The 25,963-nt window shown below is 32.9% G+C and carries 25 protein-coding genes; 19 read left to right on the top strand and 6 right to left on the bottom strand.

The features are described 5' to 3' along the window. Positions 1-80 precede the first annotated feature (80 nt). Positions 81-2,843: a TonB-dependent receptor gene (locus BMX64_RS11545; protein ID WP_091172206.1), complete on the top strand. Its 2,763-nt coding sequence runs from the start codon at positions 81-83 to the stop codon at positions 2,841-2,843. Between the two features lie 153 nt (positions 2,844-2,996). Then, positions 2,997-3,533 carry a hypothetical protein gene (locus tag BMX64_RS11540; protein WP_091171994.1) on the top strand — a complete coding sequence of 179 codons (537 nt, stop codon included), beginning with the start codon at positions 2,997-2,999 and terminating at the stop codon, positions 3,531-3,533. Between the two features lie 68 nt (positions 3,534-3,601). Here the strand turns inward: BMX64_RS11540 and BMX64_RS11535 are convergent, their stop codons facing one another. Then, entirely contained in the window at positions 3,602-3,952 is a 351-nt protein-coding gene (locus tag BMX64_RS11535) for a 4Fe-4S dicluster domain-containing protein (RefSeq protein WP_091171992.1), read from the bottom strand. Positions 3,953-4,090: 138 nt separating this feature from the next. On the opposite strand from BMX64_RS11535, the gene BMX64_RS11530 reads away from it, so the two are divergent. The 5 genes from BMX64_RS11530 to BMX64_RS11510 all read left to right on the top strand — a co-directional run bounded on the left by BMX64_RS11530 (position 4,091) and on the right by BMX64_RS11510 (position 8,276). Further along, entirely contained in the window at positions 4,091-5,149 is a 1,059-nt protein-coding gene (locus tag BMX64_RS11530; protein ID WP_091171989.1) for an acyl-CoA reductase, read from the top strand. 93 nt (positions 5,150-5,242) lie between these two features. Next, positions 5,243-6,313: a 3-phosphoserine/phosphohydroxythreonine transaminase gene (serC, locus tag BMX64_RS11525; RefSeq protein WP_091171987.1), complete on the top strand. Its 1,071-nt coding sequence runs from the start codon at positions 5,243-5,245 to the stop codon at positions 6,311-6,313. 122 nt (positions 6,314-6,435) lie between these two features. Continuing rightward, on the top strand, positions 6,436-7,386 hold the full coding sequence (locus tag BMX64_RS11520; RefSeq protein WP_091171985.1) for a D-2-hydroxyacid dehydrogenase: 951 nt from the start codon (positions 6,436-6,438) through the stop codon (positions 7,384-7,386). Positions 7,387-7,506: 120 nt separating this feature from the next. After that, positions 7,507-7,941: a DUF6146 family protein gene (locus BMX64_RS11515; RefSeq protein ID WP_091172204.1), complete on the top strand. Its 435-nt coding sequence runs from the start codon at positions 7,507-7,509 to the stop codon at positions 7,939-7,941. Positions 7,942-7,973: 32 nt separating this feature from the next. Beyond that, the gene (locus BMX64_RS11510) at positions 7,974-8,276 is read left to right on the top strand and encodes a DUF6787 family protein (protein WP_091171983.1); all 303 of its coding nucleotides are present in this window, start codon (positions 7,974-7,976) and stop codon (positions 8,274-8,276) included. A gap of 16 nt (positions 8,277-8,292) precedes the next feature. Here the strand turns inward: BMX64_RS11510 and BMX64_RS11505 are convergent, their stop codons facing one another. Then, positions 8,293-8,592, bottom strand: a complete 300-nt coding sequence (locus tag BMX64_RS11505) for a hypothetical protein (protein WP_091171981.1) — start codon at positions 8,590-8,592, stop codon at positions 8,293-8,295. A gap of 47 nt (positions 8,593-8,639) precedes the next feature. After that, positions 8,640-9,188 (bottom strand): peptide-methionine (S)-S-oxide reductase MsrA, encoded by a 549-nt coding sequence (gene msrA, locus BMX64_RS11500; protein WP_091172202.1) that lies wholly within the window; start codon positions 9,186-9,188, stop codon positions 8,640-8,642. Between the two features lie 247 nt (positions 9,189-9,435). On the opposite strand from msrA, the gene BMX64_RS11495 reads away from it, so the two are divergent. From BMX64_RS11495 to BMX64_RS11460, 8 genes are all read left to right on the top strand, one after another. Next, positions 9,436-10,098, top strand: coding sequence for an ABC transporter ATP-binding protein (locus BMX64_RS11495; RefSeq protein ID WP_091171979.1), 663 nt, complete (start codon positions 9,436-9,438; stop codon positions 10,096-10,098). Positions 10,099-10,236: 138 nt separating this feature from the next. After that, positions 10,237-11,001: a TIGR02757 family protein gene (locus tag BMX64_RS11490; RefSeq protein ID WP_091171977.1), complete on the top strand. Its 765-nt coding sequence runs from the start codon at positions 10,237-10,239 to the stop codon at positions 10,999-11,001. Positions 11,002-11,072: 71 nt separating this feature from the next. Further along, positions 11,073-12,134: a HEAT repeat domain-containing protein gene (locus BMX64_RS11485; RefSeq protein ID WP_091171973.1), complete on the top strand. Its 1,062-nt coding sequence runs from the start codon at positions 11,073-11,075 to the stop codon at positions 12,132-12,134. Further along, a complete protein-coding gene (locus tag BMX64_RS11480) occupies positions 12,134-13,576 on the top strand; it encodes a glycosyltransferase family 2 protein (protein WP_091171972.1) in 1,443 nt (480 codons plus the stop codon). The genes BMX64_RS11485 and BMX64_RS11480 overlap by 1 nt, the downstream gene beginning before the upstream one ends. Next, the gene (locus BMX64_RS11475; RefSeq protein WP_167543058.1) at positions 13,573-14,844 is read left to right on the top strand and encodes a YaiO family outer membrane beta-barrel protein; all 1,272 of its coding nucleotides are present in this window, start codon (positions 13,573-13,575) and stop codon (positions 14,842-14,844) included. Before BMX64_RS11480 ends, BMX64_RS11475 begins: the two co-directional genes overlap by 4 nt. Before the next feature lie 69 nt (positions 14,845-14,913). Beyond that, a complete protein-coding gene (locus BMX64_RS11470) occupies positions 14,914-17,082 on the top strand; it encodes a DUF4838 domain-containing protein (protein WP_244273288.1) in 2,169 nt (722 codons plus the stop codon). A gap of 11 nt (positions 17,083-17,093) precedes the next feature. Further along, a complete protein-coding gene (locus tag BMX64_RS11465; RefSeq protein ID WP_091171968.1) occupies positions 17,094-17,465 on the top strand; it encodes a response regulator transcription factor in 372 nt (123 codons plus the stop codon). Positions 17,466-17,554: 89 nt separating this feature from the next. Continuing rightward, positions 17,555-18,907 (top strand): DEAD/DEAH box helicase, encoded by a 1,353-nt coding sequence (locus tag BMX64_RS11460; RefSeq protein ID WP_091171966.1) that lies wholly within the window; start codon positions 17,555-17,557, stop codon positions 18,905-18,907. A gap of 60 nt (positions 18,908-18,967) precedes the next feature. On the opposite strand, the gene BMX64_RS11455 is transcribed toward BMX64_RS11460, so the two are convergent. Further along, positions 18,968-20,080 carry a lactonase family protein gene (locus tag BMX64_RS11455; RefSeq protein ID WP_091171964.1) on the bottom strand — a complete coding sequence of 371 codons (1,113 nt, stop codon included), beginning with the start codon at positions 20,078-20,080 and terminating at the stop codon, positions 18,968-18,970. Positions 20,081-20,262: 182 nt separating this feature from the next. Between BMX64_RS11455 and BMX64_RS11450 the strand changes: the two genes are divergently transcribed. The 4 genes from BMX64_RS11450 to BMX64_RS11435 all read left to right on the top strand — a co-directional run bounded on the left by BMX64_RS11450 (position 20,263) and on the right by BMX64_RS11435 (position 24,584). Then, a complete protein-coding gene (locus BMX64_RS11450) occupies positions 20,263-22,191 on the top strand; it encodes a BatA domain-containing protein (protein WP_091171963.1) in 1,929 nt (642 codons plus the stop codon). Positions 22,192-22,313: 122 nt separating this feature from the next. Then, positions 22,314-23,567, top strand: coding sequence for a dihydroorotase (locus tag BMX64_RS11445; RefSeq protein ID WP_091171960.1), 1,254 nt, complete (start codon positions 22,314-22,316; stop codon positions 23,565-23,567). A 4-nt stretch (positions 23,568-23,571) separates the two neighbouring features. Then, positions 23,572-23,931: a hypothetical protein gene (locus tag BMX64_RS11440; RefSeq protein ID WP_091171958.1), complete on the top strand. Its 360-nt coding sequence runs from the start codon at positions 23,572-23,574 to the stop codon at positions 23,929-23,931. A gap of 5 nt (positions 23,932-23,936) precedes the next feature. Next, complete coding sequence (locus BMX64_RS11435) at positions 23,937-24,584, top strand: alpha/beta hydrolase (protein ID WP_091172199.1); 648 nt, start codon at positions 23,937-23,939, stop codon at positions 24,582-24,584. 58 nt (positions 24,585-24,642) lie between these two features. Here BMX64_RS11435 and BMX64_RS11430 read toward each other — a convergent pair whose 3' ends face one another. Together BMX64_RS11430 and BMX64_RS11425 are read right to left on the bottom strand one after the other, a co-directional pair. Continuing rightward, the gene (locus BMX64_RS11430; RefSeq protein ID WP_091171956.1) at positions 24,643-25,143 is read right to left on the bottom strand and encodes a hypothetical protein; all 501 of its coding nucleotides are present in this window, start codon (positions 25,141-25,143) and stop codon (positions 24,643-24,645) included. A gap of 11 nt (positions 25,144-25,154) precedes the next feature. After that, positions 25,155-25,919, bottom strand: coding sequence for an MBL fold metallo-hydrolase (locus BMX64_RS11425; protein WP_091171955.1), 765 nt, complete (start codon positions 25,917-25,919; stop codon positions 25,155-25,157). Positions 25,920-25,963: the final 44 nt, after the last annotated feature.

The following is a 25,963-nucleotide window of genomic DNA, read 5'->3' as shown; positions in this document are numbered from 1 at the left end:
AATGATGTGCTAATATTTTGTTAAAAAAAAATTATATTGCAAAGGATTTCAAACCAAACAAAAACCAAACACAACTTATTATGAAAAAATTTGCATTATTATTATTTCTACTAAACGTCTCGTTTCTTTTTGCACAAAAAGAAATTTCCGGTGTTGTAAAAGACAATACCGGAAATGCTTTACCTGGCGTAAACATTATTGAAAAAGGAACTCAAAATGGAGTTTCAACTGATATGAATGGGAGTTACAAGATAAGAGTAAAAGAAGGAGCTATTTTAGTTTTCAGCTATATTGGTTTTTCTAAATTTGAAAAAATGGCGACTGAGGCTATTATAAATGTTACCCTATCAGAAGAAGGCGGACAAAACCTAGACGAAGTTGTAGTTACAGGAACTAGAACGGCGCCAAGAAGTAATACGACATCAGCACTACCAATAGATGTTTTATCTTCAAAAGACTTGACATCAACCGGACAAGCTTCTTTTGACAAAGCGCTACAGTACAAAATTCCATCTTTCAACACGGTTCAAACTCCAGTAAATGATGCAACTTCATTACTTGATCCTTATGAAATCAGAAATATGGGACCAAGCAGAACGTTAATTTTAATAAATGGGAAACGTAAAAACTTAAGTTCTTTACTTTATGTACAAACGTCTCCAGGGCGTGGAGAAACAGGTGCCGATATCTCTGCAATTCCTACTGACGCTATCGAAAGAGTAGAAATACTTCGTGATGGGGCATCCGCTCAATACGGGTCTGATGCGATTGCAGGAGTTATGAATATTATCTTAAAAAAGAATTCTGGCAATGGTGCTGTAACAGTAAGAAGTGGAATAACTTCTGAAGGTGATGGTGAAATGTTAGGAGTAAGTTTAAACAATGGAACCACAGTTGGTAACAAAGGTTTTTTAAATTATACGATAGATTTTTCTAAAGTAAAATTAGCCAACAGACCCGGTACGGTAGATGGAGGCACAACCAATCTTGGTCCTGATGACAAACCCCTTAGTGGCGGAGAATATGCAGATTTTATTTATGTAGATCCAAACGACCCTGATAACTATGTTGATGGCGCTACAAGAGCTTCAATTATGGCAGACAATACCTCTGGAATAAACCAAATAAACAACTTTCTTGCAGAAAAACCAGATGCAGGAAATATTAACGGATCTCCTGAAACGACTGCTGCTAAATTCTTAATAAATGGTGGAATTGATTTATCAGAAAGCACACAATTGTATTATAATGCAGCTTATGTTTATAAAAAAGTAAACTCATTTGCTAACTACAGAACACCATACTGGAGAACATTAGATCCAGCTAACCCATACCTTGCTGATTTCTTTGGTAATGGAACGGCTGCTTCATATAAGGGTTATGTACCAACATTTACAGGAGACTTGAACGATTACAACGCAACTTTGGGTTACAAATCTGAAATGAACGGGTGGAATACTGACGTGAGTATTACTACTGGGGGAAACAAACAAGTTTACTCCGTAGAAAACTCTGTGAACAGATCTGACTTACAAGATGAAAATGGAGAAAATATCTACCAAGAAAACAGCCCAATTACTTTTCAACCTGGAGGAACTTCATTCAATCACATCGTTGGAAATTTAGACATCTCTAAAGTATTATCAGATAAAATCAGTATTGGTTTTGGTTCTGAGTTCAGAACAGAAAATTTTGAAGTAATAGAAGGAGACAAAGCTTCTTGGGATGGTATCGGAGCAGACTCTTTTGCAGGTAACAGACCTGAAAACTCAGGTAGATGGAACCGTTATAATTTAGGTGCTTATTTTGACCTTGCTTATGATGTAACTGAAGATTTTTTGATTAACGGAACTGTTCGTCATGAAGAATATAGTGATTTTGGCGGAGCTACAGTTTGGAAATTAAGTTCAAGATATAAATTTCTAGATGACAAAATTACTTTAAGAGGGTCGCTTTCAACTGGATTTAGAGCACCTACATTACACCAAATTTATACTCAAAAAGCGCAGTATTCATTTGTGGCTGGACAAGGAATTCAAGTAAGTGGTATTATCAATAATGTTTCTCCTCAAGCTCGTATTTTAGGTATTCCAAAATTAGATGCTGAGAAATCAACTAATATAACAGTAGGTATTGGAGCAAAACCTTCTAAAAACTTTAATTTTACCGTAGATTATTATAATATCAAAGTAGAAGATAGAATTGTTTTAGGAGACAGACAAGACACTCAATTTGGTAATGTAGCTTGGTTTTCAAATTCATTTGACTCTAGAACATCGGGTTTGGATGTGGTAGCTAATTACAACAACATTGGTTTAGGAGAAGGAAAATTAGGATTTACTTTATCTGGAAACGTTACTTTACAGAATGAAAGAATCTCTGATGTAACTAACAATTCGTTTGGACCAATACTAAATGCATTAATGTTTACTTCAAGACCAGAAACAAAATGGATTTTAGGAGCGAATTATGAAGTTGGAAAATTTGGTTTCTCTGTAAACAATACTTATTTTGGAAAAACAACATTCAAACAAGACGGTTTAGATTCAAATTTGAGAACCGAATTTACTCCAAAAATCGTAACTGACTTAGGAATTACTTTCTCTGCTACTGAAAAATTAACTTTGGCATTGAATGTAAACAACTTGCTGAACGTACTTCCTGAATGGAAATTCAAAGCTGAAAACGCCGCTGGGACAGCTATTTTAAACGATGCCGCACAAGTAAAAACTCAATCTAATTTGATTACATTCAACCAACGTTATTCTCAAATGACTTATGATGGATATCACTTTAGCCAATTGGGAACTATGTTTAATTTATCTTTAAACTATAAATTCTAATTTTATCCTAAAATAATTAAGAAAAGGGCTATCGAAAGACAGCCCTTTTCTTGTTTTAGCAAATGTCGTATGTGAATTTTACAATAATTTAAAAAAATAGTATAAATTATAATCTGTAAATTTGTTTTGTAAAACATTAAAAAATAAAACGTTATGAAAACTATAACTCTTGGAATGATTGCTTTTTTATTTACATTAAATATTCAAGCACAAAATAAAAATGTTAAATCAGAAGTAAAAACAACTGTAACAACGATTAAAGATTCAAAAGGCGAAAAAAAATTAATCAAAACACAGGAAATAAAAGAAATTCAAAATATTGAACTAAAAGATGCTGACTCAAATGCATTGAATAAAGAAATGAAAGATACTCCTGTTCAAGTAACTGCAATTACTGCAGTGACGGCAAATGGAGTTACAAATATTGTGGATGTCGACAGATCTGCTTATTATAATTTAAATGGACAGAAATATCAAGTTTCACTTGCTGAGACTGGATACAATATGTATTTACCAAACAAAGAAAAAGCTGCCGTTTTGAGAAAAACGTCAAATAACAATTACATCTACAAAGCAAAAAATAAAACTTCTTTTGGTTATTTTGATGCCAACGGAAATCTAGTTTTAGAATCTTATGATGACAAAACAGATAAAGTAATAGTAGAGACTTTCATTATGGTTAAAGAATAATAAAGTTGTAAAACAAAAAAATCCCGAGCTAGCTCGGGATTTTTTTGCATAAAATTCAGATATTTTACCTATTCGTTGTGTAAAAACGCTTGTCTGTTTAACAAAGTCTCTTCACTTTCCACGTGATTATCATCCGGAATACAACAGTCTACAGGACATACAGCCGCACATTGTGGCTCATCATGAAAACCTTTACATTCGGTACATTTTCCTGGTACGATGTAATACACTTCGTCAGAAATTGGAGTTTGAGCCTCATCAGAATCAATTTCGGTACCATCAGGCAAAATCACTTTCCCTTTTAGTTTTGTTCCGTCTTTGTATCTCCAATCGTCTGCTCCTTCATATATTGCTGTATTTGGGCACTCGGGTTCACAAGCACCACAATTGATACATTCGTCTGTTATAATAATTGCCATCTTTTTAATTTTGGATTTAAGGAATTAAGATTTTGGATTTAAGATTCTCATATCTTTCCTCTTTTAATCTTTTAACTATACGTTTTATAGCTTATTTTTGTGCAAAATTACAATCAAAACTATTCATAAGCAAACATTATGACATTAGAAACAAAAAAAAGTGTTTTTGTTGAATTAGGAAAATTTTTAAGTCAGTTTTCCGAAAATAACACTTTAAAAAATCCGGCTGTTTTGCACAACGAAACGTTTTTTGATGCTTTTGTTGACTTGATCAAATTATCCCAATCGCATAATGGATGGTACACTCCTGAAAATGTCTATTTCTCCATACAATCTTGGGCAGAAGCATTAACAGAAGAAAATCTGAATCAATGGCTTTCAAACTATACAATTCCAATTCAAGAGCCTAAAAAAGTCGCTTTAATTCTTGCCGGTAATATTCCGTTAGTAGGATTTCACGATTTCCTTTCGGTTTTGATTACAAGAAATACTGTTTTGGTAAAAACATCCTCAAACGATCAGCATTTATTACCTTTTCTAGCAAAATACATCATTGCAGTTCAGCCAGAATTAGCTGAGAATATTACTTTTGTAGAGGGAAAATTAGAAAATTTTGATGCCGTAATAGCCACGGGAAGTAACAACACAGCCCGTTATTTTGAATATTATTTCAAAGATAAACCGTCGATTATTCGAAAAAGCAGAAATTCAGTAGCGGTTTTAACCGGTAATGAAACCAAAGAGCAACTTACCGCTTTAGGAGAAGATATTTTTCGTTATTTTGGATTGGGTTGCCGCAATGTTTCTAAACTTTTTGTTCCAAAAGGTTATTCTTTTGTTCCGTTTTTTGAAGCGATATTTGCTTACCAAGACGTCATTCATTACGAAAAATACGCCAACAATTACGATTACAACAAAGCCGTTTTCCTGATGAGTAATTTCAAATTACTAGATAACGGATTTCTGACCTTGAAAGAAGATCAAAGTCATGCTTCGCCTATTTCGAGTGTTTTTTATGAGTTTTACGACGATATAAACGAATTAAAAACAAGATTAGAGTCGGAAAGTGAGCTATTACAATGTATTGTTGCTGATGAGACTATAGAAAACAGCGTAGACTTTGGAGAAACTCAAAATCCCCGATTATGGAATTACGCAGATAACATCGATACTATTTCATTTTTGTTAACAATATAGCAGAAAAAAGTGCAATTATTTCGAATTAATTAACGCTTTTTAAACTCCTATTGTCGAAATTTGCACTTTAATTTTTTGGACATAAACTACACCATGAAAAAACACAACTACAGCGCAGGACCTTGTATTTTACCGCAAGAAGTTTTTGAAAAATCAGCACAAGCAATTTTAAATTTCAACGATTCCGGGTTATCTCTTTTAGAAATTTCGCATAGAAGTAAAGACTTCGTTGCCGTTATGGATGAAGCTAGAGCCATCGTTCTGGAACTTTTAGGCCTTGAAGGCAAAGGCTACAGCGCCTTATTTCTTGCTGGCGGAGCGAGTTTAGAATTTATCATGGCTCCTTATAATTTGATGAAAGAAGGCGGAAAAGCGGCTTATCTTGATACAGGAACTTGGGCAGCAGCAGCTATAAAAGAAGCCAAACTTTTTGGCGAAACTGTGGTTGTCGCTTCTTCAAAAGAAGAAAACTACAATCACATTCCAAAAGGATATACAATACCTGCAGATGCTGATTATTTCCATTGCACTAGTAACAATACTATTTTTGGTACACAAATGAAGAAATTTCCATCAGTTGATATGCCACTTGTATGTGATATGAGTTCTGACATATTTTCAAGAGAATTAGATTTTTCTAAATTTGATTTGATTTATGCCGGAGCACAAAAAAACATGGGTCCCGCAGGAACTACACTGATTGTTGTAAAAGAAGAAATTTTAGGTAAAAATGGTAGAATAATCCCAAGCATGTTGGATTATGCCAAACATATCAAAGCAGAAAGTATGTACAATACACCACCTGTTTTCCCTGTGTATGCGTCTTTATTGACCTTACAGTGGCTGAAAAACCTTGGTGGAATTGCTGCTATTGAAAAAATTAACAATGCTAAAGCGGCTTTGCTTTATGGAGAAATAGACAGAAACCCATTATTCAAAGGTGCTGCAGCTATTGAAGATCGTTCGAACATGAATGCTACTTTCTTATTAAATGACGAAGCACATGCTGCAACATTTGATGCGATGTGGAAAGCTGCGGGAATTTCAGGTTTGCCTGGACACCGTTCAGTAGGTGGTTACAGAGCTTCTATGTACAATGCGCTTCCGTTAGAAAGTGTTCAGGTATTGGTTGATGTTATGGAGGCTTTGGAGAAAAAAATTTAAAAATTAAAATATTGAAGGATTTAAAGATTTGAAAAATCAATTTTTAATCAATCATTACATTAAACAACCCAGATTGAATTTTTAAATCTTTAAATTTTACAATCTTAAAATATAAAACACAAATGAAAGTATTAGCCAATGATGGAATTTCAAAAAGTGGAATTCTAGCTTTAGAAAAAGGTGGATTTGAAGTGATAACAACAAAAGTAGCACAAGAACAAGTGGCTAACTTTGTAAACGAAAATAATGTAAGTGTAGTTTTGGTACGTAGTGCGACTAAAGTTCGTAAAGATATCATTGACGCTTGCCCAGGATTGAAAATTATAGGTCGTGGTGGTGTAGGAATGGACAATATTGATGTGGATTATGCTAAAAGCAAAGGAATTCACGTAATCAATACTCCGGCTTCATCATCAGAATCAGTAGCAGAATTAGTTTTTGCACACTTATTTTCAGGCGTTCGTTTCTTGCATGATTCGAACAGAAATATGCCGCTTGAAGGCGATACCAACTTTGATGGTTTGAAAAAAGCCTACGCAAATGGAATCGAATTAAGAGGAAAAACACTTGGAATAGTTGGAATTGGCCGTATTGGTCAGGCTACCGCTAAAATGGCGTTAGGATTGGGAATGAAAGTTATCGCTGCCGATAGTTTTATTCCGCAAGTGGATGTTAAAGTAGAATTTTTTGACGGACAATCGATCACCACTACCATCGTTTCACAATCATTGGAATCTTTATTCAAAGAAGCTGATTTCATTACTTTACACGTTCCTGCGCAAGATGGTTACATCATCAGCGAAAAAGAACTTGCCATTATGAAAGATGGTGTAGGAATTGTAAACTGTGCCCGTGGCGGTGTTATTGACGAAGTAGCGTTAGTAAAAGCATTAGACAGCGGAAAAGTATTATTTGCAGGGTTAGACGTTTTTGAAAACGAACCAACTCCTGAAATGGCTATTTTGATGAACCATAAAATCTCGTTGACACCACATATTGGTGCTGCAACTGGAGAAGCACAAGATAGAATTGGTACTGAATTAGCTTCCCAAATTATTAGTTTGTTAAGCTAGTTTTTCCTTCTTAAATATTTAATGAGAGGCTGCTTGATAAAAGCAGCCTCTTTTTTTTTAGTTAAAACACTACCAATCAATCATTTGTTTTTTGTAACTTTATATATCAATTTTTCCGTCATGAAAAACAGTTACTACATTATAATCGTCCTTTTTTGTGTGTTTTTAAGTTGTACCACTTCAAAAACTGCATTTCCAAGCACTGAAAAAACTGTTGCTGCTCAGGGCGACACAGTCCGAATTGCTAATGATGAACTGGAATACGAGGTGATTATCATTGATCCCGGCTTTAATACATGGCTTAATTCAAGAGCGTTCCCACGAGGGTATCATTCGCAATCTTTTTTGGAAACCAAAAATCAGCTTTATGTGATGGAATGGAACAGTCGTGTTTTGCAACCGCTACGTTATGATCCAAATTTATATGAAATGACAATAAATTATGACCCTAATATTGATTATGGTTATGAAGTAAATTATTTGATTTACAATTACATGATTTATTTTCAAAACACCTACAAACAAAAACTTTTTGGTTTTGTCCCCATCAGATAATGTCACTATATTTGTATTCATTATAAATAAAAATGAACAAACTGAAACAACGTTGGGGAATTGACAGCAATTTTCAACTTACCATTATATTTATTGTTTTTGCGATAACCGGATCTGCATCGGCGTGGCTTTCTAAACCTTTTTGTTTTTGGCTTGGAATTACAAAACAAGATTTAGGCTATTGGTTTACTCCTGTTAGGTTAATTCTAATCTTTCCAATCTATCAAATCTTATTAGTATTGATAGGATTTTTGTTTGGACAGTACAAATTCTTCTGGGCTTTCGAAAAAAAAATGCTGAAACGTATGGGACTAGGATTTCTTTTTAACGACTAACAAAAAATGCCTCGAATTACGAGGCATCTTTGTTTTTAATTACATAATTATAAATCCAGGTTAACGTAAAAGTTGGAATAAAATCTGAAAAAGGTAAAATTTCTTCCAGAAATGTAACTACTCCTCCTACTCTTCCTATTGTTCCTTTATACATCCAAGTCATTAAAAAACCGGCTAAAGGAGCCCAAATCACATCTGAAAATTCACCGATAAAAGGAACGGTAAACGAAAGCATTCCAATGGCATCAAACAGAATTCCCAATACCAGATTTCTGGTTTTGTTATTTACTGCACTAACGGACACTTGTTCAGTCATAATATTTAGATTATTATTTTCCAGAATACGTACAAATCTAATGCCAATTATTTTTTGAGTTTGTCCTGATAGAATTTTTTCAATTTATCTATTTTAGGAGTAATCACATAACTGCAATAGCCTTGCGTTTTGTTCTGATTATAATAGTTTTGATGATAATCTTCCGCAACATAAAACTTCGTTGCTGATGAAATTTTAGTGACAATTGGTTTTCCAAACGTATTCTCAGTCGTCATCAAAGCGATATAATCTTCAGACAATTGTTTTTGAAAAGGATTGTGATAAAAAATTTCACTACGATATTGCGTTCCAATATCATTTCCTTGACGGTTCAATGTCGTAGGGTCGTGCGTGGCAAAGAATATTTCTAACAGCTCCCCAAAACTTATTTTATTGGGATCAAACGTAATCTCAATCGCTTCGGCATGACCAGTATCACCCGTACTAATTTCCTGATAAGTAGGATTCACAGTGTTTCCACCTATATATCCTGAAACTACCTTACTTACACCGTCCAGTTCTAAAAAAACTGCTTCAGTACACCAAAAACAACCTCCCGCAAAGGTTGCAACTTCCATTCCGTTTTGTATTTCCATATTTTTTGTTTCTATACTTTTTGGCAAAGCAATATTCTTTTCTTTTGCACAAAATGAAAAAGGCAATAGCGCCAAAAAAATCCCAATTATTTTTTTCATAATTTGTATGATTTAGAATCAAATTTATTCAATAAATCGTTGTGAATATTCTCTGTTAACTAAAGTTTATAGTTTGTCAAAGGAAAATAATTGGTGTTCCAATTCATAATCATTAAAATCTTTGTTTCTTTGTAAAAACAGTTTCAAAATGATACAAGCCAAAAATCTACATAAATATTACGATCAACTTCATGTGCTGAAAGGAGTTGATTTACATATTCAAAAAGGAGAAATAGTCTCTATAGTAGGTGCTTCCGGTGCAGGAAAAACAACACTTTTACAAATTCTTGGAACTTTAGACAAGCCAACCGTTGAAAACGGAATTGAGTTGCGCATCAACAATGAAGACATTCTTACGATGAATGACAAAACCTTATCAAAATTCAGAAACTTGAATTTAGGTTTCATTTTTCAATTTCACCAATTATTACCGGAATTTACTGCCCTTGAAAATGTGTGCATTCCCGCTTTCATTGCCAATAAACCCAAAGAAGAGACTGAGACTGAAGCCAAAAAATTATTAACCTACCTTGGTCTTTCGCACCGAATGAATCACAAACCCAACGAACTTTCGGGTGGAGAACAGCAACGTGTGGCAGTGGCCAGAGCACTGATTAATAAACCAGCCATCATTTTTGCTGATGAGCCTTCAGGAAATCTCGACACAGCTTCTGCTGAGAACCTGCATCAATTATTTTTCAAATTGCGCGATGAGTTGGGACAAACTTTTGTCATCGTTACACACAATGAGGAACTAGCCAATATGGCAGACAGAAAACTAATAATGGTAGACGGTTTGATTAGTAACTAGGAGCTATTTCCAGCTATACACTTTATCTTTTTATTTTTAAAGAAAAAATAAAAAGGATGCCGTTTCTATCTGGGCTATACCTCACAACAACAAGCTGTACTTCCTAAAATAAATTAGTATTCAAAGTCATCATCAATAATGAATCCATCAGAACTTAAAGATTTCCTTGACGAAAAAGTCCTGCAATACAACACACTCGACTTTATAGAAAGTGACCCGGTACAAATTCCGCATTTATTTTCACAAAAAGAAGACATTGAAATTGCCGGTTTTCTAAGCGCTACTATTGCTTGGGGAAATCGCACGATGATTATCAAAAATTCCCATAAAATGATGGATTTGATGGGAAATGCGCCGTATGATTTTGTCATGTCACATACTGAAAATGATTTGGAACGATTGGAAACTTTTGTTCACCGCACATTCAACGGAATAGATTTTACCACTTTTATTAGAAGTTTACAACATATTTACACCAATCATGGCGGTTTAGAAACAGTGTTCAATAAACATCAGGAAACCCATTCAATGCAAAAAAGCATCCATGAATTCAAGAAAATATTCTTCGAAATTCCACACCAGTACAGAACCCAAAAACACATATCAGATCCGCTGAATAATTCGGCTGCAAAAAGGATTAACATGTATCTAAGATGGATGATTCGTCAAGACAATAAGGGAGTCGATTTAGGAATCTGGAAAAGCATTTCACCAGCCTCATTATCCTGCCCTTTGGATGTACATTCCGGAAATGTTGCACGAAAATTAGGCATTTTGACACGGAAACAAAATGATGGAAAAGCCTTGTCTGAATTGGACATAAAACTTCGTGAATTCGATAGCACAGATCCTGTTAAATATGATTTTGCTTTATTTGGATTAGGTGTTTTCGAAGGATTTTAATGCAGTACGTCGAAATTATTTTTTTTAACTTTTTATATTTTGTAATATTATGATATAAAACACTGTTAATCATGGATTTATTTATTTTATATCTAAAATATTATATTATCCCATTGCTACTGATATCAACAGTATTATCGACACTTGTATTACTATCAAAACGAATTTATTACGAATATAATAAACCTTACAGACAGGCTGTAACCAACAAAGCGGAGATTTTTTTGACTGAAATGATTCTCTCAAAACCCAATGAAGAGACAATCAACAAAAAACTACTGCAGTTCAAAAAAGAAATTCCACTCCATAAATCTTGGTGTAAAGAACTCGTAATTAATGATATGATCCGATTTAAACATAGTTTAAAAGGAAAAGCATCAGAACCTATACTTTTTTTTTATCAAGCACTAAACCTTAATAAATATTCTGCGCGCTTAATTCGTGATTTTAGAAGCTATAACAAGTGTGAAGGCTTTTATCATTTTCAAGCTTTAGATTATAAAAAAGGTAATTCCATCATTAAACCTTATCTAAAACATCCTAATATCGTGATTCGGTCTAATGCTAATATGGCTTTTTTATCATTATCTGAAAATTACATGGAGAGTTTTAAAGAATTACCATCTACCATTTCGCATTTGTATACCATAAAAATAATGGATCTTTTACATGAAAAAAAATTTCCAATCCCCAAAAACATTGATCAATGGATTGAGACCAACAACAACTCAATTACAAAATTAGGATTAAAAATAATGGTTTTTTATAATTATAGAAATAAAGCCTCAGAAATCATAGCATTGATTCAAAATGAGGATGATTCTTTGAAAAAAGAAGCTATTATAGCCATACGCGAACTTTTTTTGACTGAAGCAAAAGAAGATTTGATTGTACTTTTCAATAAAGTATCTATTGAAATTCAACTAGAAATTTTAGATACATTAAAGGTTATCGGCGATGAGGCAGTAGTTTCATTTTTAGAGAATGAAATTCAAATACAAAGTGACAAAGACCTAAAATTAAAAGCAGTTGATTGTTTGAACGAAATAAATAAAACTGTTTTAGATACTGTGGCCGCCAAGGATTACGACACAATGAAAATGACTAAACATGTAAGAGAAATTTACTTATAATGATGCAAAACGTAACATACCAGCTAATCCATTTTTATGAAGTTTTCATATCACTTTTTTCTGTTACTTATATTTTGCTTTACATTTTCTTATCGCTTCTATCCTATTATGCTATATTAAAACATCTTAGATACCAAAAATATATTTCTGAGGATATTCTCACCAGATCCAATCATCTACTCGGAGTTTCAATTGTGGCGCCAGCATTTAATGAGGGAGTTAGTATTGTTTATAATGTAAAATCACTACTGTCATTAACCTACCCTAAATTTGAAATTATAATCATAAACGATGGGAGTACGGATGATACGCTAACCAAATTAATAACGGAATTTGAATTAGTGAAAATTGATTTTTATTACCAAGAAAAAATTGTGACTAAACCCGTAAGAGGCCATTATAAATCAACTAATCCTATTTATTCGAAACTTTTAGTGGTAGATAAAGAAAATGGAAAAAGTAAAGCTGATGGCTCCAATGCTGGTATTAATTCGTCAAAATATCCTTTGTTTTTATGTACCGATGTAGATTGTATTCTTAAAAGAGACACCATACTTAAATTAGCAAAACCATTTATGGAAAATGAAACAAGAGTGATAGCCACTGGTGCTGGAATTCGGATTTCAAATTCATGCGAAGTTAAAGATGGTTTCTTACATAAAGTCCACTTTCCTAAAGATTGGTATCCCAGATTTCAGGAATTAGAATATGTTCGTTCATTCCTTTTTGGCAGAATGGCTTGGAGCCAAATCAACGGATTACTTTTAGTCTCTGGCGGATTAGGAATGTTTGATAAAGAAATAGCCATAAAAGTAGGTGGCTATTGGCATAAATCATTAGGAGAAGATATGGAATTAATCACTCGAATGAGAAAGCACATGCATGAAAACAAATTAAAATTTTTAATTAAATATATTCCCGAATCGTTATGCTGGACGGAAGTTCCTGAATCAAGAGAAGTGCTGTTAAGACAACGCACCCGATGGGCAAGGGGGCTTATACAAACACTTTTCCTGCACCGAAAAATGTTTTTTAATCCAAGATATGGAAAAACAGCATTTATGATCTTACCTTTCTTTTTGATATTCGAATTTCTCGTGCCAATAATAGAATTTTTTGGAATCATAGCATTGATTGCCGGTATTATAACAGAAAAAATAAATACTGAATACTTAATCATCATGAGTGTATTTGTATATATCTTTTATTTGTTGATTACACTTATTTCAATTATGATAGACGATTTATTGTATAAAAGTTATGCTAATTACAAAGAATTAATGGTATTAATCTTTATGGCAATGATAGAGCCTTTCGTTTACCATCCACTAAACATTTATGCATCATTAAGAGGATATTGGTTCTTTTTTAGACAGACCGAACAAAAATGGGGCGTAATGATTCGAAAAGGATTTACAACTACTCAAAAACTAACATCATGATTCAAAGCAAAATTTTAAATATAGCTTGTTTTTTTATTTTTTTATTTTTTGTTTCCAATCAAAAAGTAGCAGCTCAAAAAATTGATTCTGACAGTCTTTTGACCGTTATAATTAAAGACATGCAAAATGGAAAGAATTATGAAAAAAATGTCCAAAGGGCCTTATTAGGAAAAAAATTAGCACCCACATATTTAGACTATTATCTGGTTTTAGGACGTAATTATGATTTATTAAAAAACACTGACAGCGCAAGATATTATTACAAATATTATATTGACAAAAACCCTATCAACCAAGACGCATATAACTATTTGATCAATATAGAATTTGATGAAAAAAAATACAATAATGCCGAAATCATAATAGACCAAGCAATTACTTCACATCCGGAAGACAAAGGTTTTGAGCAAAAAAAACTAGTAGTGTATCAATTGCAAAAAGATCGAAAAAAAGAATATCAATATTTAAAAACATTACAATTAAAAAACCCGAATGATGACCAAATTACGCAACTTCTTTTTCAGTTAGAATCAAAGTTAAGAACGGATCGAATAGGAATCAACTACAGTTTCACCTCTTTCGACAGAAAAGGGTATGGTCCTTGGCATTTAGGAAGTCTACAGTACATAAAAGAGCGCCAATGGGGTTCTTTGATAGGACGTGTAAATTATGCAGATAGATTATCATCCGGTCAAAGCATTGCAAATGGTTTTCAATATGAAGTGGAATCTTATTTTTTTACCAGCAAAAATAATTATTCCTACATGAACGTGGCTTATAGTGAAGATGCCGTATTTCCAAAATTAAGACTTGGATATTCCTTTTATCAAAATTTCAAAAAGGGCTGGGAAGGTGATTTAGGCATTCGATATTTAAAGACACAAGATGGCACTGAATTCACAACAGGAGTTGTTGGTGTGGGGAAATATATAGATTCCTATTGGGTAAATCTAAGAACCTTTATTCAAAAAGATAAAGAAGATTATTACCCCGCAGTTACGTTAACGGTACGGTATTATTTTGATACCCGTTTTGATTATATAACTTTGACCTCCGGTTATGGATCCTCTCCTGAAGAAAGAACCACTTTAGGCCAGTTCAAAGAAAGGATTTCTTTAGATTCATATAGGATTGGTGCAGGATATTTTAAACTGTTTAACAATCATTATGTAACTGGAATTCAACTCACGTACAACCAGCAAGAATACATTCGTAACTCGACACAAAACGAGCTTGAACTATCATTAATGTTACAATATAAATTTTAAACTATGTTTAATAAACAACTGAAATTATTTTGTACACTATTTTTTTTAGTTCTTATTAACTTCAAAACAATGGCGCAATCCAATATTATCATCGAGAACAAAATGGGTAATGAAAATACTATTCACATAACGGAAGAAAACGCAAAACCAGCAGCAAAAATCCTAAAATCCTATTTAGACAAAAGCTTGTTGAATCCTTTTTTTATCAAAATTGAGAACAATAATCAAGAAACTACTTCAGCAATTCACCTTAGAATATCAAATTCAGAAAACCAAAAAGACATAAATAGTTTTGTCATTAAAAGTGATTCGAAAGATATTTTTTTGGTAGCACCCAATGAAAAATCATTACGTTACGCAGTTTACACCTTACTGGAAAGCTGGGGATTTAGAAAATTCACTTCTATAGATACTTATATTCCAAAATTAAAAAAAGTTGAATTTCCAAAAAACACAACGCAACACTACAAACCATCTTTTGAATATAGAGTCATTTTATATCCTGATGCATACGATGAAGATTTCAGGGATTGGCATAAATTAGACTGGCATTTAAACGACTTCAGCGTTTGGGGACATTCCTTTGATAAACTTCTACCGCCAAAAGAATATTTCAAAACGAATCCTGAATTTTATGCCCTGTATGAAGGTAACCGGAGAGCCGAGTCACTTTGCATGACTAATGACACCGTTGTTGCCCTTGTGACAAAAAAAATGGGAAAAATAATTGCTGAAAACCCAAACACTACTTTTTACTCTGTGAGTCAAAATGATGATGCCGTTTATTGTGAGTGCGCTCAATGCAAATTATTAAATGAAAATCATGGTGGACCTCAAGGCTCTCTTTACTATTTTTTAAATAAAATTGCCGTGCTTTTTCCAAAAACTAAAATAACAACTTTGGCCTACCTACACACCTACAAACCACCAACAGGCCTAAAAATAGAACCTAATATCTATACTTTATTTTGTCCAATCGAATTGAATCGTGGGAAATCAATTATAAATGACTCACAAAGCAAACCGTTTATAAAAATATTACAAAATTGGGGAAAAACAGCTTCTAATCTATATTTATGGGATTATACAGTGCAATTCTCAAACTATTTTTCTCCTTTTCCAAACTTTCATACCTTCTCTGATAATTACAAACTTTTTAAACAGAATAATGTTAAAGGTCTATTTGTGCAAGGTTATGCTGATGTTCCCGGTGATTTTTCGGAATTGAGACAATATCTTTTAGCAAAAATTTTATGGGATACCGAAATTAATATTGAAACAACTACAGATGATTTTTTAAGAGGATTCTATGGAAAAGCAGCCTCTAATATCAAAAAATATTTAATCCTTTTAACCGATAATCAGAAAAATTCTAACGCTGATTTGGATATATACTCCGGTCCCGTTCAAAGCAGAAATACATTTTTATCCCCCGAGGCAATGAATCAATATGATCAACTACTGGAGGAAGCCTTGGAAGCAGTTGATGGAGACCTTACTTTAGAATCCAGAATACATAAATTAAGACTGGCATTAGAGTTTGTGTTTTTTGAACAATCTAAATTTTATGGAAAAGACCAACATGGGATGTTTATTATCAACGAAAAAGGTGAAAAAGAGGTAAAAAAAGGACTCAATGAAAGAGTTCGCAAATTTGCTGAAACTTGTAATCAATTTGGAATTTACGAATTGAGTGAAGATGGGTTATCACCAGATAAATATTATGAAGATTGGCTAGAAATAGCCAAAGAAACAACAACACATCTTGGAGAAAAAATGCAAGTCAATTTTTTAACTGCACCAGCTGAAGGTTTTACTGGAAAAGGAGGTTACGGACTAGTTGATGGAATAAGAGGTCATACTGATTATAATATTAATTGGATCGGTTGGTATGGAACCAATCCCGAAATAGAACTAATAACCAATAATTTAGAATTTAATCAACTAAAAATAAATTTTCTAAACAATCAAAGACACTGGATTTTTCTGCCTAAGAAAATTTTAATTTATGGCTTTAAAAAGAAAAAATGGAATCTCATAAATGAAAAAAAAATTGTAAATTTAACTAAAGATTATACTGTCAAAACATCCCAAATAGAAATACAAGATAAAAACTTCAGCAATTTTGAAAAAATAAAATTAATAATAGAAAACCAAGAAGAATTACCCGTTTGGCGAAAACGAAAGCTAAAAAAACCAATGGTAATGATTGATGAGATTGAACTTTATAAAAAATAAAATATCTCGAAATGAATAGCGACAAAAAAATACTAATTATAGAAGATGATGAATTGATGGTTAAAATCCTTAAATTCATTCTCAATAAGGAAGGATACCAGTTGAGCGTTATTAAGGACGGTTTAAGTGCCGTGGAACAAATACACTCCATAAATCCAGACATGGTAATTACCGACCTTTTGTTACCCTATAAATCCGGGCTGGAAGTTATTCGTTTTGTTAAAGAAAATTTTGAAAAAATACCCATAATAGTTTTATCTGCTTTGGGCGAAGAAGAACATTCCGTTAGTGAAGTGTTTAAGCTTGGTGCTGATGATTTCATTGCAAAACCATTTAATCCAAACGAATTGGTACTTCGAGTGAAGCGATTATTAAATCATTAATTGAATCAAAAAACTAAAATCCAACCTGAAATTCTTTGATTTTATAGCATTACTTTCAAAAAGACTATCTTTGCAAAAAATTTAAGCAAATGACAACTTTTGAGCAATTCAATCTTCCTAAATCCGTACAAAAAGCAATAGACGATTTAGGATTTACAACACCGACTCCTATTCAAGAAAAAACTTTTTCTGTGATAATGTCCGGAAGAGATATGATGGGAATCGCTCAAACGGGTACTGGTAAAACATTTGCTTACTTATTGCCTTTATTGAAATTATATAAATTTACTCCAGGTCATACACCAAAAATAGTAATTCTGGTTCCTACACGTGAACTTGTCGTGCAAGTTGTGGAAGAAGTTGAAAAATTGACAAAATACATGTCGGTTCGAACTATTGGAATTTTTGGAGGTGTCAATATCAATACGCAAAAGAAAGCAGTTTACGCAGGTTGCGACATATTAGTGGGAACTCCAGGAAGAATCATGGATTTAACGCTGGATAATGTGATTCGTTTTGAAGAAATGCAAAAGCTGGTGATCGATGAGTTTGATGAAATGCTGAATTTAGGTTTCCGTACCCAATTGACATCAATATTGGCCATGATGCCAAAAAAACGTCAAAATATTCTATTTTCGGCAACTATGACAGATGAAGTAGATGCTATCTTAAATGACTATTTTGATTATCCGGAAGAAGTTACGCTTTCGGCATCAGGAACTCCATTGGAAAACATCAAACAAATCAGCTATAAAGTTCCAAATTTCAATACTAAAATAAACCTTCTGAAATACTTATTGCAAAACAACGAAGACATGAGTCGTGTTTTAGTTTTTGTAAATAACAAGAAGATTTCAGATATGGTTCACGAACGTATCGAAGAAGATTTTGAGGGTCAGTTTGGAGTAATTCACTCGAATAAATCACAAAATTATCGTTTGAGTACGATGGCTTCGTTCCAAGAAGGAAATTTACGTGGTTTAATTACCACAGATATTATGGCAAGAGGTTTGGATATTTCAAATATTACTCATGTTATCAATTTTGAGATGCCCGAAATGCCTGAGTTATATATGCATAGAATTGGTAGAACCGGTCGTGCCGATGCAACAGGAACCGCAATAAGTCTTATCGCACCTCGTGAAGAGGAATCTAAAGTGGAAATAGAAGTGCTGATGAATATGGAATTAGCTATCGAAGCTTTCCCAGAAACAGTTGAAGTTTCCTCTAAATTAATCGAACCTGAAAAAGACAGACAACCGATTAAGTTTATGATGAAAAAACAAAAACTTGACGGTGATGGCGCTTTTCAAGAAAAAAGTAAAAAGAACAAGAAAGTCAATTTGGGTGGACCAGGTGTAACAAAGAAAAAAACACACGGTTCAGTAAATAGAAACATGCTAAAAACCAGAGACAAAAAGAGAAAAGACAAGAATAAATAATAAATTAAAAAAGGCTAAAAATGATAATCATTTTTAGCCTTTTTTCTTGAATCGTACTATTTAATTCTTTGTAAAAACCAAACAAACCGGCGAACACAAAGCAAGCTTTTTACCAGTATCAGTAAGTACTCCCGTAGTTTTATTTCTTTTAAAAATCACTACATGATTGGTATATTGATGTGCTACCAAAAGAAAATTCCCAGTTGGATCTATTGCAAAATTCCTAGGTCCTTTTCCCAAAGTACTGGTTTGTCCTTTCAATATTAATTTTCCGTTTTTTAGAATTCTAAAAATTGTAATGTTATTGGCTTCACCACGATTAGAAGCATATAAAAACTTCCCGTCAGGCGAAATATGAATATCTGCAGCGCTGAATTTTCCTTTGAAATCTTTTGCCAAAATGGACGTCTCATCAATCTTTTTCAATATTCCGTTTGAATAAGTAAATACCGTTAAAGCTCCGTCAAGTTCCTGTAATAAATAAACAAACTTTCCATTTTTACTAAAGGTTAAATGTCTTGGTCCACTACCCGATTTTACTGAAATGCTGTCTTTCAGTTCTAAAACAGTACGTTCAGCATTAGGATTATAGGCATACGAATATACTTTGTCATTCCCTAAATCGTTAGACACAACAAACTTTTTATCTGGAGAAAAATGAACCATGTGTACGTGCGGACCTTCTTGTCTTTGCGTATTCGTCCCTTTTCCATAATGTTGAATCACTTGCTTCGCTTCTGCTAGACTTCCGTCATTCTTCTTACTAAAAACAGAAATATTCCCACCAGAATAATTGGCAACAATTACATTTTTATCATCGTTTATAATGTAACAAGGATCAGTACCTTTTGAACTTTGTTTGTTAATTAAGTCTAATTTTCCGCTTGATGGATTATAACTAAAAGAACTTACCGTACTTTCAGCACCAAACTCATTTACGGAATAAATAAAGTTATTCTCCTTTGAAACCGTCAAATAACTTGGATTTATAACTTTTTCAGTGGCATTTTTAAAACTGAAGTCCCCTGTTTTTGAATCAAAATCATATACATAAATTCCTTTGCTATCACAACTTTGGGTGTAGGTTCCAATAAGCAAATTGAATTTGTTCTTTTGTGCCTGAACACTTGTAAAAATGAAAATTAATAGAACAACAGCAAACGGTTTTTTCATGTTTTTAAATTATATTGAAAAGCTAAAATACATATTATATTCATAATGAATGTCAATTGTTTATTCCTTTGAAAAATTATAACAACTTCATCTAAAACTGTCAACAAATTTGTATTTTTGACTCATGAAATTCAATGAACTCCATTGAAAATAAAATCCAGTGAAGTAAACTCAACCTCAGAATGCATTTTAAACATCCCGAAATTTTATACTTTCTGTTCTTGTTGATTGTTCCAATTTTGGTTCATTTATTTCAATTACGCCGTTTCAAAAAAGAATATTTCACCAATGTTCGTTTCTTAAAAACACTTTCCATACAAACCAGAAAAAGCTCTAAAATCAAGAAATGGTTGCTTCTAGCCTTTCGTTTATTACTACTAGCTTTTATTATTATCGCATTTGCACAACCTTTTTTTGAATCCAAAGACAGTAAAAATGCCAGCAATGAATTATATATTATTTTAGACAATTCTTTTAGCATGCAAGCCAAAGGCAAAAAAGGGGAATTGCTAAAACGAGCTGTTCAGGAACTGCTTGAAGAAACTCCGGAAAATGTAAATTTTTCTTTGCTCACCAATTCCGAAAATTATTGGAACACCGATATAAAGTCGGTTCGTCGTGCTTTACAAAATCTAAAATACAGCGCCACTCCGTTCCAATTGGATAATATAATGGCAAAAATAAAAGCACATAAATCGGCTTTTAAAAAGGATATCGTTATCATTACCGACGCAGTTGGTCTTAATAAAAAACAACTGAAAAATAGTGACGCAACCGATTCGCCTTTATTTATAATCCCAAAAGCGGAACAAAAAAACAATGTTTCTATTGACAGCGTTTTCATCAATAAAACATTAGAAAATTTTTATGAAATTAGTGTCCAAATATCCGGTTACGGAGATGATTTCAAACCGATTCCCATTTCGTTATACAATGAAAACAAGCTTATTGCAAAGACGATAGTAACTTTGGACACAAAGAAAAAAAACTTAAACTTTACGATTCCAAAACAATCCTTTCATGGTTATTTTTCCATAGTTGACAATGGGTTGTCTTATGATAACACGTTGTATTTTAGCATTTCAAAAACGAAGAAAACCAACATTATCAGCATTGGAGAACTGGCGAAAAGCAACTTCCTTTCCCGAATTTACACCAGTGAAGAATTCAATTTTAGCAATTATACTTTAAGCGCATTAGATTACAATAAACTAGAGGAACAAGATGCGATTGTTTTAAATGAATTGGATGAAATCCCGCAAGCTTTAGTAACCACTTTAAAATCTTTTGTAGAAAAAGGAGGCAATTTAATTGTAATTCCTTCGGCGATAACTTCAATTCCAACTATGAATTCTTTTATATCAAATTTTGGGAAACTTACATTCAATTCTTTAGAAAACAGAGAAAAATTGATTACTAAAATCAACTTCAATCATCCTATATTCAATAGTGTATTTGAAAATAAAGTGACTAATTTTCAATATCCAAAAACAAAAAGTTCGTTTGCATTATCCAGTTCAAATCCTGCTGCTTTGTCTTATGAGGACCAAAGTGTTTTCTTGACTTCGATAGCAAATTCAGTTTCAGCAGTTTCAATTTTTGCAGCTCCTATTAACATCGAAAATTCAAATTTCCAGCAATCTCCATTAATTGTGCCTACATTTTACAAGATGGCGATGAACAATCAAAACAACGGTGTAAATGCTTTGACAATTGGAAATAACAACCCGCATTTGACAGAAGCATCGCTAAATAAAGACGCTATTTTAACTGTAAAAGGCTTGGACGAACAATTTATTCCTATTCAACAGATTCTGAATAATAAAGTCAAAATGACTTTTAATGATTATCCAGAACAAGCAGGGAATTTCAGCATTTACAATAAAAAAGAGTGGATTGAAAACATCAGTTTCAATTACAACAGAACCGAAAGTGATTTGGCTGCCGCCAATGAGAATATTCTTTCGGACTATAAAACAATCGAATCAATCCCATCGCTATTTGACACTTTACAAACTGACAGAACTGATAATCAAATTTGGAAATGGTTTGTTATCTTTGCACTGTTATTTCTGATAACCGAAATGGCAATTATACGATTCGTAAAGTAAATAACGAAGGCCCAATAATTAAAAAATAAAGATGAAATGAGCATGACCGTAATTTGGTCGTAAAAGTTAATGCAACTATGCAAATTCCATATTCCATTTAAAAAAAACAAATTTATCTACATATGAAATTAATCATTAGAGACGCCAAAATTATCGATTCAAAAAGTCCCTTTCATAATAAGACTGCAGATATTTTAATTGTTGATGGTTTTATAAAAAAAATTGGAACATCACTTCCAAATCTAGATAAAGCAGACGAAATACAACTTGATAATTTACATGTTTCACAAGGCTGGTTTGACAGTAGCGTTTCTCTTGGAGAACCTGGTTTTGAAGACCGAGAAACGATATCAAACGGACTTACTGTAGCTGCCAAAAGTGGTTTTACAGCAATCGCACTACAACCCAACTCCTTCCCTATTATTGACAATCAATCCCAAGTGAATTTTGTGTTAAACAAAGCACAAGGATTTGCAACTCAACTCTATCCTATTGGCGCTTTGAGCAAAGAAAGCGCAGGAAAAGATATGGCTGAACTGTATGATATGAAAAAAGCGGGAGCAGTTGCTTTTGGAGATTATAATAAAAGTTTAGATAATGCTAATTTACTAAAAATCGCTTTACAATACGTTCAGGATTTTGATGCATTGCTTCTTGCTTTTTCCCAAGACGAGAATATAAAAGGAAACGGAGTGGCGAATGAAGGCATTGTTTCTACCCGATTAGGCTTGAAAGGAATTCCAAATCTTGCTGAAGAATTACAAATCGCACGAAATTTATTTCTGTTAGAATATACCGGAGGAAAACTTCACATTCCAACAATTTCGACTAAAAAATCAGTTCAATTAATCAAAGAAGCAAAGGCGAATGGTCTAAATGTAACGTGTAGTGTAGCTGTACATCATTTGGTTTTAACCGATGAAAAATTGGAGAGTTTTGACACCCGTTATAAAGTTTCGCCGCCACTTAGAACTGAAACTGATAGAAAAGCATTGCTGAAAGGAATAAAAGAAGGCACAATCGATATGATTACATCTGACCATAATCCGATTGACATTGAACACAAGAAAATGGAATTTGATGGTGCCAAAAACGGAACAATTGGATTGGAAAGTGCTTTTGGTGCTTTGATGACTGTATTGCCATTAGAAACTGTAATAGATAAATTGACGTCCGGAAAAACAACTTTTGGAATCGAAACAGAAACGATTAATGAAGGTTCAAAAGCAAATATTGCCTTATTTAATCCAGAACCAAAAAGCATTTTTACAAAATCATCTATTTTATCCAAATCGAAAAATTCTGCTTTTCTAGGTGCTGAAATAAAAGGGAAAGTATACGGAATTGTGAATCAAGGAAAATTAATTTTAGCATAGAAAAATGAATAATAATAATAATAATAATAATAATAATAATAATAATAATTCAGAGTCCGGTAAAACTGCCGCGATTACCAGTTATATCTTGGGAATCGGCGTTTTTATAGCAATGTCAATAAACTCAGAGGACAAAAATGCATTTGCATCCTTTCACATCCGTCAAGGTCTGGGACTTACCTTAACATTCATATCATTGGGATTAATCATCAGCAATTTTGACAGCTTGATGATTTCAGCTCCCATGTGGATTTTCGTGCTTGTTTTGTGGTCTTATGGCATTACCAGCGCCATAAAAGGAGAAACAAAACCGGTTCCTTTATTGGGAACTTATTTTCAAAAATGGCTATCAAACATATCATAATTATAATGAATTTATCTTTAGAATACAAAATAAGAGAACCAAAAATAAAATTAGACAAGAATCCTCTAATCCTTTTATTGCATGGATACGGAAGCAATGAAGAAGATTTATTTTCATTTGCCACTGAACTTCCGGAAGAATATTACATTATTTCAGCGCGTGCGCCTTATGATATGCAATACGGTGCTTTTGCTTGGTACGCCATTAACTTTGATGCGGACGAAAACAAATTTTCTGACCACGAACAAGCTAAAGTTTCTAGGGATTTAATAGCTGGATTTATTGATGAGTTAATTGCCAATTATCCAATTGATGAGAAACAAATTGCTTTAGTTGGCTTCAGCCAAGGCGCTATTTTGAGTTACGCAGTTGCACTTTCTTATCCTGAAAAAGTTCAGAAAGTAGTAGCTATGAGCGGGTATTTAAATTTAGAAATTGTAGCTGAGGATTACCTCAAAAACAACTTTAATAATCTGAAAATATTTGCTTCACACGGAACTGTAGATCAGGTAATTCCAGTAGAATGGGCAAGAAAAACGCCTGCAATAGTAGAAAATTTAGGAATAAATATAACCTATAAAGAATATCCAATTGGTCATGGAGTTGCTCCACAGAACTTTTATGACTTCAAAAACTGGCTTCAGGAAAAATAATTTTAAGTAATCAGTCGCAGTTTCCAGGACACAATTTCTGAAAACTGCGACTGATTATTTATTTCTGATACAATAAGGATTGATTTACTTCAAATGAAATGCTATCATCAGCATTTACAAAATATTTCAATAAAACTTCTCCCCAAATTTCGCCGTCACTAAAATCAGCAATAATCCATCTGTGGTTTAGGATTCTTACTTTATTGATAATAAATTTATTAGCACATATTTGATCTTGACCAGTGTAAGGATTGCCTTTTGGATTGGAATTATAATCTAATAATTTTTCAGTAACAACAGGAATTAATTTCTCGTATTGAATTATTTTTTCTGAAGTTCCTGAATCAAAATAATTTTGGGCATTTTCATTTTTAGTCAAAGAAAAATAATTAGCATCAGCCAACTGATTCGAAACTAAACTTAGACTGTCTCTTAACTTTTTTGTAGTCTTCTCATACCTTTTTTGTTCAAATGCAACCTGTTTACTCAAGAACGCATAGGTAAAAACTGTAGAGAGTACAGCCAAAATAGTAAGATAAAGGAATAATGATTTTTTCATTGTAGGTAAAATTAAATTGTAATTTCTAAATTATCATATGCGAGATAAACATGCTCCGGAAGATTTTTTTGAACCTCCTCATGATACCCCATAATATGACTGATATGTGTGAGATACGCTTTTTTTGGCTGCACCAAAGTTATAAAATCTAATGCTTCTTTCAAATTGAAATGAGTATCATGAGGCTCTTCCCGTAAAGCATTTATAACCAACACTTTTAAGTTTTTTAATTTTTCAATTTCGCTTTTTTCAATAGTTTTCACATCCGTTAAATAGGCAAAATCATCAATTCGATATCCAAAAACCTGAAGATTTCCATGCATTACATCAATAGGAATTACCGTTTTATTTCCCAGAGAAAATGGTTCATTATTGACTACTTCAATAGTTGCAACAGAAGGAGCGCCGGGATATTTATTTACCGTTTCAAAAACGTAATCAAAACGTTTTCTTAAATTATGAATCACTCTTTGATGTGCATAAATTGGTATTTCTCCCTGTTTAAAATTAAACGGACGAATATCATCTATTCCCGCTGTGTGGTCAGCATGTTCGTGGGTAAAGAGGATTCCATCTACTTTTTGACAATTTGAAGAAAGCATTTGCTGCCTGAAATCAGGTCCGCAATCAATTACAAAAGAATGATTTTCCCAAGAAATCCAAACGGAAACTCTCAGTCTTTTATCTTTAAAATCAGTGCTTTTACATACTGGATGATTGCTCCCAATAACAGGAATCCCTTGTGATGTGCCAGTTCCTAAAAAATATACCTTCAATTTTATTGCTTTTATTTACAAAAATAGGGTTAATTATCTTTCAT

Source organism: Flavobacterium sinopsychrotolerans (assembly GCF_900110375.1).
In the GTDB taxonomy this organism is placed as follows: Bacteria; Bacteroidota; Bacteroidia; order Flavobacteriales; family Flavobacteriaceae; genus Flavobacterium; species Flavobacterium sinopsychrotolerans.
The sequence above is the reverse complement of the archived record's forward strand: the minus strand, read 5'-3'. Positions and strand labels throughout refer to the sequence as shown.